Raw genomic sequence first — 8,455 nt, 5'->3', positions numbered from 1 at the left:
TCAGCTCTGCCACAGCCGAATGAAACATGTCAAATCCCGCCATAGAATTGGAGAACGGGATAGGCTTTCTGGTGAATTCGATCCCCCTCCAGTTGAAAGCCCTGAAGTAGTGTTTTTCACTGCCGACATCGATGCCGACGATCATAGATGTTTCTTTTACTTGCTCGATCTTCTTGTTTTGTGTAGACTTCATTTTGTAGATACCTCTCTTTTCTGTTTATTACTAACTTCTCAGGGTCAGTAATGACAGTTTAGCTGAGGTATCTCTTTTTGTTAAGTTTGACTTATCTGTTGTCTACACTTTGAATTATACAGGAAGCTATTTATTTAGCGGAAAAAGTTGCCTGTCTGAGCGCAGCGAGTTGCAACTTTTTTCGCTATTGTTAATGGTAAGGAAAAGTTTTAGCAATATGACCGTGTGAAAGACACTGTCCCAGTCTATTTTAGTATTATCCTCTAATATCCAAAAATTGCATCTTTCCATGGATTTTAACGGTTACAGAATCTGCTGGGAAGAAAATGCAATCTCCCCTAAACACCTTAATAAATTCTGTTTCATTAATAAATAAAGTACCGCACCCATTGGTACACAAAAGCACCCTAAAGGAAGCTTCGTCTGCCCGGTATTCCACCAACTGACGCACCCGCTCTGTGTTTATAAGCATCCGATTGACCTCAAAATATTTACAACGGCACAAAAGCTCTGTGGCACAGCCCTGACTATATTTCAAGGAATGAATTGGCTGTTTTGGTTTGACAGCGCCTTTAAGATCAGCCACTGCCAACGCTTTGTCTATATGGAGCTGACGCTTGTTGCCCTGTTTATCAACCCTGTCATAATCATAAAGGCGATAAGTAAGATTGGAGCTTTCCTGAATCTCCGCAACCAGAGCCCCCGCCCCAATGGCATGAATAGTTCCTGCCTTAATAAAGAACACATCATCAGGCTTTATGGGCACCTTCTGCAAATGCTTTTCAAATGTGCCATTCTCGATACTGTGACGTATAGTGTCCGCCTCCATATCATAGTTGAGGCCATAAACAAGATGACTGTCGGATCTGGCATCCAGCACATACCACATCTCCGACTTGCCCATCTGACCATTTTCATGCTTTTGGGCATATTCATCATCAGGATGAACCTGCACCGAAAGATTTTTTTTTGCATCAATAAATTTTATCAAGATAGGAAGCTCACCCTTAGTCTTTGGGTGAGTACCCAAAAAATCAGGGTGCTCCTTTAATATCTCACTAAGGCTTTTGCCATCATATATGCCGCCATAAGCAAAGGAAGGGCCATCTGGATGGGTGGAGCATTCCCAAGTCTCCGCCAGAGGGCTCATATCTATATTCTTTGAAAAATCATCATTCAGGCGACTGCCGCCCCAAATATAATCCTTCCCCGTAGGCTTCATCAAAAAAGGCTTTCTGTTCATAACTCACCTCACCGGAGGTTTTTCACCCCATTCATTTTTAATCTACCCGTTTATTATAACGCCACCGGTCAAATTTTTCTTCTTTTAGAAAAAAATCTCACCATTTTGCCAGCCACATTTTCGCCATCAAAACAGCAAAAAGGACCAGCCTACGCCAGTCCTTTAATACTTTCAGTCACTTATTATATTAAGTTGAAACATTAAGCCTTCCAGAGGCCATGGAGATTGCAATACTCGTAGGTTGCCACCAAGGTTTCACCCTCAACCAGCAGGAAGGTAGCCTCTGGCTTATCCTGTGGAGTCAGCTTCTTCATCTGACAGCCCTTGTTGGTCTCAATGGCAATCCACTGAATGTAATGAGCATCAGTCATAGGGTGCTCAACGCTACCAACCTTAACAGAAACCTTGTTACCCTCAACAGTAACAGCAGGCACATGCTTCTCCTGGGCTGCATCAGTAGTACCCGGAATAAGCTCGGTCATCCCCTGACCACAGCAGGACAATGGGCCCTTAATCTCACTAACAGCAGTAGTAATGTTACCACACAAATCACACTTAAAAAATCTCATTTCGATTCACTCCCATCAATACACACAATATTAACAAGCAAGATGAGATCATATGGGATCTCATCGCCCTTACACGAAATCTAAAGCTCATCTTCATCTTTCAGATTCGATTCGCTAAGATTTCCTAGTAAAAGCACTCAAAACGGATATTTAAGGTAATTATATAATAGGTATCTGAAAAATAAAAGGAAAATATTTATGAAGAGGTCTATAAATGAAACAGAATAAAATTATTATATTGCAATAATCAGAAATCCTTTTCAGCTTTCATGAAATCCATAATATTAGCATGGATTATGCCATTGCGCTTCTGCAGTAGTTTATCTGTGGTCAGTACATAGCGAGGATAATTGTCATGTTTTATCATTTCAAGCGGCCTGTATTCACGATTTTCGGTATCCTCACTATCCATAATAGTGTAGGCAACCTGTAAATACGCATAATCCATATCCTTATTTCTCAAGATAAAATCACACTCAAACTTGCCAAAACGCCCAATGCTGACCTTGTAGCCGCGGGTCAGGGCATAATTATGAACTATATTTTCCAGCACCGGACCATAGTTAATTCGCTTATCTGTATTCATAGCAAAATAAAAAGACAAATCAGCCAAATAATATTTTTTATCCCCCATAAGAGCTCTTCGTGATTTCATATCAAAACGATCACATCTTATGAGAATTTTGGCATTTTCCAGTGCTTCCACATATTTATTGGCAGTTTCAATTTTAAGTTTAATTCCTCGCTTGTTCAAATCGCCTACAATATTGGTTATATTAGTAGAAGCACCAAAATTAGAAATGAAATAATTCATAATAGCCTCAAAAGCTACTTTATTTCGGATACGTATTCTGGAATGAATATCCTTCTGGTATATTTCCTCAATGAGATTTTCAACATATTCCCTTCTAGCTGGGAGTGTTCTCAATTTTAATGAATAAGGGAATCCCCCATCGTAAACAAAATTTGTTAATTCCTGTAGATCATCCGCAAGAGGAATTTGCAGGAATTTTTTCATGCCAAGATACTCCTCGAAGGTTAAGGGATACATATCAATTTCTATGTAACGGCCAGTCAGTTTAGTGGATAGTTCACCGCTTAGCAGATAGGAATTGGAGCCAGTAATGAAAATGGAAAAATCTCCTTCTTCCCGCCAGGCATTAATGACTGATTCAAAATTATTTATGTTTTGAATCTCATCAATAAAAAGATATTTTTTACCATCAACATTGGCATTTTCTTTAATCAGAGCATTTAATTCCACAGCGGTGGTAATATCAAAGTACGGGCGTTTATCAAGATTGAAAAAAATAATATTATCTTCACTAATTCCGTCAGACAGTAATTCCTTGATAATCATCTGGATAAGAGAACTTTTTCCGCACCTTCTTACACCTGTTATAACTTTAATAAGCTCCGTATCGTGGTAAAAATCTCTGATCTTTTTAAGGTATTTTTCACGAAAATACAAATCCGGCTGCAGTGTAATATTCATACCCTACCAGCTCCTTTTACACAAGAATAACAAAAATACACCGTTATTTCAAGTTAACGGTGTATTTTTGCGATTAAAACTTAAAACACTACTGTAAAACAGTATAATGAGGTATTAATATCAGTGTATACAAACTTTTATGTGTATCACAATTTATATCTTCTCAAGTACATCCCCGTACCTGCCATTTACAGCATTTTCCACCCCAGTTCAAATTGAATAAAAAATTTATCTATGATGCCACTTATAATAAATTCATTTTCAAGGTCCTGTTCAGAGCCTTTTCCAGAACATGAAGATGTGTACAATAGTTTTCATATTTTTTCATAAATAACTACCCCATCTCTTTGAATCTCATCCCTTAATTCTTCAGACACATTGCCATCCATATCGACAATATCAAACTTCAATAAAGTCCAAACTTCATCCTCTACGTCTAAGGAAAACCTGGCGAAATCTCTACATCCATATACTGCTATATCCACATCACTTTTATTCGTATTATCACCACGCGCGCGGGAACCGAACAATGTAATTTTCGATATATTATATTTTTCTGCCATTAAAGCCAGCTCAGTCTCGATGCGCTTTGGCAGATTATAGTGTACAGAACTCATAGCCACTCCCTGTATTTTCAGAACCATTCCTGCAAGTCTCCAAGCACCCTACTGCCGAAGAATGTACTACTGGACATCCAGCCTCAAAATAGACTTCCAATTCCGCTTGCCATAAAGAAATCTAACTATATTCACTAAATTAGCAGCTTCATCAATTCTGTAGAAAACAAGATAACTATTGATACTAAAAATCCTGATTCCCCATGCTTTCAGCACTGGTTCATCAACTATCCCAAACTTTACCGGCATAACAGATAGATTTTCTATCTCCTCCGTTACTTTATCAAGCAAATCATCGGCAGCCTTCGGATTATGCAGAATAAACTCAATATAATCAGCCGCCTCAATAATATCTTTCTCGGCTTTTTGTGAAATGATAATGCTGTAACTCATCTCTTGCGTCTCGCTTTTATGTCAGACATTGCATCAGAAAAAGTCCGCACTTTTCCCGCATCAATATCTTCAATTCCTTCATGTATGAGATTATAAAGCTCAAATCGCCCCATCAGCGCTTCATAAGCTTCAACACTCATAACCGCCAGGTCCCCTTTACCATTTTTAGTAATGAAAACCGGCTCGTTATATTTATGACATAAATTGGATATTTCGTTGTAACTATTACGCAAATCTGCACTGGATCTAATGTTAGGCATCATCATCGCCCCCTCATTCAATAATACAAGCCATTTCATAAAACTTTTGCATCAAATCACAATACTTATTAAAATTTGACACGTAAAACTCATCAACTTGCCCACCACTATGATGGGCTCCGATTTCATATTTTAAATACTTATTGCCAGTAGCATTACACCAAAATGCTCCCACTGCAGCTAAAAATTTAGGTCTATTATTGGGCAATTCAACGGTACACAAATCACCATGTCCAGCTACGCTTACATGAGTAGCATTCATATTTTGGATAATCCGCTCCCATAACTCACTAAATAACAAATTATTATTCTCAGTATTTTCCTTTGCATTTGTCACTCTGAAAAAACCGTGTAACATTTTTTCTACAGTAGCATTGGGTCCACTACCCAAAGGTCCATTAATTTTAGGCGGTTTCGTATACCGCCAATAAATCATCACCAAAATGAGAAGTTCCGCGGTCAATATCTCCAAGGGTAATTTTCTATCATTTTGATGAAAAACATCCGCTGTAAAAACCAAATTATGAATCAAAAACTGCTTATCCCACAATTTTTCAACCGTACGTGGATCACATTCTGAAAACAAATCTGATAATGTAGCCATAAAATCCTTTTGTTTGGAAAAAATAGCCACATCTTCAAACGGTTCAAGATTCTTAGAATATTTCTGAAAACAATTTTTAGATATTGTTCCCAAAGGAAGTGCAATATGGAAATCCATATACTTCTTTAAAAATGCTCTCACACGATTGACATCATTAACACCAGCACCACCAAACATCTGGATGACAGTCTGTCGCAACTGTTCCGGATTCAAGCCATAAATAGTAATAAACTTTTGGTCCATTGTTATATGATGAATGCGTTCCAATACTTTTATTTGGTATGACGGCAAACAGCGATCAATTTCATCAACAATCAAAACCAATTGTTTTTCTTCAGATATCTTTTTTAATATCGCGCGTATAATCGCGATACTTTTGCGTAAGTCAGATGATTTATCAAAATCGGGTAATCCCAAATCTTTTAATTCACCCTGAATACTTTGATAGGCGTCTTCACACAATTTAATAATATCCACGGTACATACTTGTTTTGATAAAGCGCCACCCAGTTTCGTCATACCGTCCACTGCCATATACTTTGCAGCCTTTATCAAAATGCAACTAAGTTTTTTAGATTTATTGTCAATCTGTGTAAGCTGGTCAGTAATAGAAGCAATCATGGCCATCAAAGGCTCTTCATAATAATTATATTCCCAGCAATCATAGTGCAAAACCACAATATCATCGCTATCCTTTAACCGACTTTCCAATTCATTAAGTACAAATGTCTTTCCATATCCCCATCCAGCTGAAACAGAAAAAGCAATCCCATTCTCCTGCTTTTTAGAAGCATCGACAATATCCAATACCTGCTCTACAAATTTCGTACGATCAAATGTGTCAACTGTGTTATTCATATGTGTATATTTTCCTCGTCCCAAAGATTACTCCGTATATTTTTTATAGCCTTCCCTTTAAATACTATATCATCATGAAGAAGCATTAGTCTCCCCGCTCAAATAAGTCAGGCATTCGCCAGTTTTTTTACCATTCTGAGATTTTGTATTAAATAAAATACAGTTTTAATGTGGAGGCTCTTCCTTTAATAGGTCAAAATCTTGCAAAACATCGCTGCCCAAACTATGGATATTTCCTATGAATGCAGATACTTCATCTGTAAGGACAGTAGAGTCACATTCTGGAGTTTTGCGTTCCCAGGGAACCGCTGCACCTTTGCAATATTTAGCCACAGTATTGTGGGATATTCCAAGGGATTTGGCAATACTACGCTGACTTTCACCTGCGAGGTAACGCTTTCGAATTTGTTAGTAGGCGTTCACTGTAATAACCAGCTAATATCACCTCTAAAATCTTTATGTTGATTTCAGCTTATTATGTAAGTGGCTCAAATTCAAGCGAGCGTTTTTACCCTCAGTGGCTCACTTTTAGATTAGCAGTCATACCTATGATTGATATTTAGACTTTAATAACGATTCTTTTTATTATCATACTATTTATATTAAAATCAAACTCTCTGCCTTTACTTAATTTAAATGCCTCTTGAATTAAAGTTCTCTCTACATTTGAATATATTTCTTTACCTTTCCTACGTGCATCACGCTCAGGTATACCTTGTTCGTAAATCATATCCTTAATTATTTTTTGTTCAATGTAGATATCAGCCACTCTGGTAAGATTAACTTCGGGATGTTCTTCTAAAGTTTTTAACAATAATTTTCTTAAATCATTTTCTTTAATAATATTCACCATTATTGCCCCCCAAAAAATCATCCCTCATTCTTAAAAGCAATTCCATGCCCATCAAATATGCCACATATGACACAAATAGTGTTTCCGTCACATTTGTCTCACTATATATCCCCCAGCCTACCGCAACAACATTCATCATTATTAATTGTAAAGTGGTTACAGTAATACAAGGTGTGTATTTATACAACGGTTTCATTCTATCTGTTATTACGTGTACAAAATGCGATGGATGTAGTATTTCTTTAAATAAATTAAATGAAGTGTCAAAATATATAAAACGTCCTAAGGTAAATGTTAAAAGTTGGTCTTATGTCAATAAAGTGGACACCGAAAGTGCGACTTTACGCCGCACATTCTGCATGAACTGCAGCTGGTGTCTTGTAGTCTAAGCTACTATGAGTCCGCTGGTGATAGTACCAGGACTCAATATATTCAAAGATGCTATCATAAGCTTCTTTTGAATCTTTGTAAACATGCCTATAGATTTCCTCCTTTTTAATTAAAGAATGAAATGACTCTATACAGGCATTATCATATGGACATCCTTTACGGCTGTATGAATGACGTATTTTTTTACCAGCCAGAAATCTTTCAAAGATGTCGCTGGTGTATTGTGTCCCCAAATCACTCTGAAGAACAATCCCTTCAGGATTAGAGACATTTAAGCAAGCATTTTTCACAGCCTTAATTGCAAGCTCAGCAGACATATTTATGTCATAAGCCCAACCAATGATTTTTCGGCTGTATAAATCCATCACAGATGCCAGGTATGTCCATCCATCTTTCTGAGTGTGAATGTAGGTGATATCTGTGCACCATTTTTGATTGATTCCAGAGGCTGTAAAGTCCTGATTCAATATATTATCTTTTTCAGTAACTCGTTTGTTACTGGAATAGTGGCGATATTTTTTGATCACAATTGAATGAATGCCAAGCTCAGCCATTCGTCTTTGTACTCTTTTTAGGCTAATATTCCAACCTTGATTGAGCAGTTCGTGATGGATTTTGGGAGCTCCATAGCGTCTCTTAGTGGCAAAGTAAATCGCCAAAATATCTGCATCAAGCTTTTGATTTTCAATAGTTCGAGCAGAATCTACCTTATTAGCAACCTTGTAGTAAGTACTCCTGTTAATTCCGAGTACTTTACACATGAGCTTAATAGGGCATATAGTTTGATATTTTGTTATAAAGGCAACGATTTCAATTATTGTTTTCTGGCGAATATGGCTGTAGCTTTTTTTAAGATTTCATTTTCCATCTCAAGTTCACGCATCTTCGTATAATAAGTTTTGCTAGCAAGAAATCCGCCTTGTCTACAAAGCTTATTTTTCTTTTACAACTGAATATTCTTTACTAAACTGGATTTCCTG

Annotated in this window: 9 protein-coding genes and 2 pseudogenes; all 11 read right to left on the bottom strand. The window is 37.2% G+C overall.

What is annotated here, in order from left to right; all coding sequences use genetic code 11:
* Window positions 1–193: pseudogene (locus B6K08_RS13445) on the bottom strand (hypothetical protein); the annotation flags it as partial.
* Between the two features lie 256 nt (window positions 194–449).
* Window positions 450–1,436, bottom strand: a complete 987-nt coding sequence (locus B6K08_RS13440; protein WP_080326339.1) for a type I phosphomannose isomerase catalytic subunit — start codon at window positions 1,434–1,436, stop codon at window positions 450–452.
* A gap of 200 nt (window positions 1,437–1,636) precedes the next feature.
* The gene (locus B6K08_RS13435) at window positions 1,637–2,005 is read right to left on the bottom strand and encodes a desulfoferrodoxin family protein (protein ID WP_037330098.1); all 369 of its coding nucleotides are present in this window, start codon (window positions 2,003–2,005) and stop codon (window positions 1,637–1,639) included.
* A 247-nt stretch (window positions 2,006–2,252) separates the two neighbouring features.
* Window positions 2,253–3,500, bottom strand: a complete 1,248-nt coding sequence (locus B6K08_RS13430; protein ID WP_080326338.1) for an ATP-binding protein — start codon at window positions 3,498–3,500, stop codon at window positions 2,253–2,255.
* A gap of 314 nt (window positions 3,501–3,814) precedes the next feature.
* Entirely contained in the window at window positions 3,815–4,144 is a 330-nt protein-coding gene (locus tag B6K08_RS13420; protein WP_080326337.1) for a nucleotidyltransferase family protein, read from the bottom strand.
* 39 nt (window positions 4,145–4,183) lie between these two features.
* Window positions 4,184–4,510: a type II toxin-antitoxin system RelE/ParE family toxin gene (locus B6K08_RS13415; RefSeq protein WP_080326336.1), complete on the bottom strand. Its 327-nt coding sequence runs from the start codon at window positions 4,508–4,510 to the stop codon at window positions 4,184–4,186.
* Window positions 4,507–4,809: a type II toxin-antitoxin system prevent-host-death family antitoxin gene (locus B6K08_RS13410; protein ID WP_200810438.1), complete on the bottom strand. Its 303-nt coding sequence runs from the start codon at window positions 4,807–4,809 to the stop codon at window positions 4,507–4,509. Before B6K08_RS13410 ends, B6K08_RS13415 begins: the two co-directional genes overlap by 4 nt.
* A complete protein-coding gene (locus tag B6K08_RS13405; protein WP_080326334.1) occupies window positions 4,784–6,232 on the bottom strand; it encodes a KAP family P-loop NTPase fold protein in 1,449 nt (482 codons plus the stop codon). The genes B6K08_RS13410 and B6K08_RS13405 overlap by 26 nt, the downstream gene beginning before the upstream one ends.
* A gap of 559 nt (window positions 6,233–6,791) precedes the next feature.
* Window positions 6,792–7,085 (bottom strand): hypothetical protein, encoded by a 294-nt coding sequence (locus B6K08_RS13400; RefSeq protein ID WP_039211775.1) that lies wholly within the window; start codon window positions 7,083–7,085, stop codon window positions 6,792–6,794.
* A complete protein-coding gene (locus B6K08_RS13910; protein WP_159446797.1) occupies window positions 7,069–7,224 on the bottom strand; it encodes a hypothetical protein in 156 nt (51 codons plus the stop codon). The genes B6K08_RS13400 and B6K08_RS13910 overlap by 17 nt, the downstream gene beginning before the upstream one ends.
* A gap of 202 nt (window positions 7,225–7,426) precedes the next feature.
* Window positions 7,427–8,317: pseudogene (locus B6K08_RS13395) on the bottom strand (IS3 family transposase); the annotation flags it as partial.
* Window positions 8,318–8,455 lie beyond the last annotated feature (138 nt).

This window comes from Anaerovibrio lipolyticus DSM 3074, from assembly GCF_900141865.1.
Lineage (GTDB): Bacteria > Bacillota > Negativicutes > Selenomonadales > Selenomonadaceae > Anaerovibrio > Anaerovibrio lipolyticus.
The sequence above is the reverse complement of the archived record's forward strand: the minus strand, read 5'-3'. Positions and strand labels throughout refer to the sequence as shown.

Bases quoted from the DNA above. Each gene is read 5' to 3' on its own strand.
- B6K08_RS13400 (WP_039211775.1), bottom strand. From the start codon at position 7,085: ATGGTGAATATTATTAAAGAAAATGATTTAAGAAAATTATTGTTAAAA.
- B6K08_RS13405 (WP_080326334.1), bottom strand. From the start codon at position 6,232: ATGAATAACACAGTTGACACATTTGATCGTACGAAATTTGTAGAGCAG.
- B6K08_RS13420 (WP_080326337.1), bottom strand. From the start codon at position 4,144: ATGGTTCTGAAAATACAGGGAGTGGCTATGAGTTCTGTACACTATAAT.
- B6K08_RS13410 (WP_200810438.1), bottom strand. From the start codon at position 4,809: ATGAAATGGCTTGTATTATTGAATGAGGGGGCGATGATGATGCCTAAC.
- B6K08_RS13910 (WP_159446797.1), bottom strand. From the start codon at position 7,224: ATGATGAATGTTGTTGCGGTAGGCTGGGGGATATATAGTGAGACAAAT.
- B6K08_RS13430 (WP_080326338.1), bottom strand. From the start codon at position 3,500: ATGAATATTACACTGCAGCCGGATTTGTATTTTCGTGAAAAATACCTT.
- B6K08_RS13415 (WP_080326336.1), bottom strand. From the start codon at position 4,510: ATGAGTTACAGCATTATCATTTCACAAAAAGCCGAGAAAGATATTATT.
- B6K08_RS13440 (WP_080326339.1), bottom strand. From the start codon at position 1,436: ATGAACAGAAAGCCTTTTTTGATGAAGCCTACGGGGAAGGATTATATT.
- B6K08_RS13435 (WP_037330098.1), bottom strand. From the start codon at position 2,005: ATGAGATTTTTTAAGTGTGATTTGTGTGGTAACATTACTACTGCTGTT.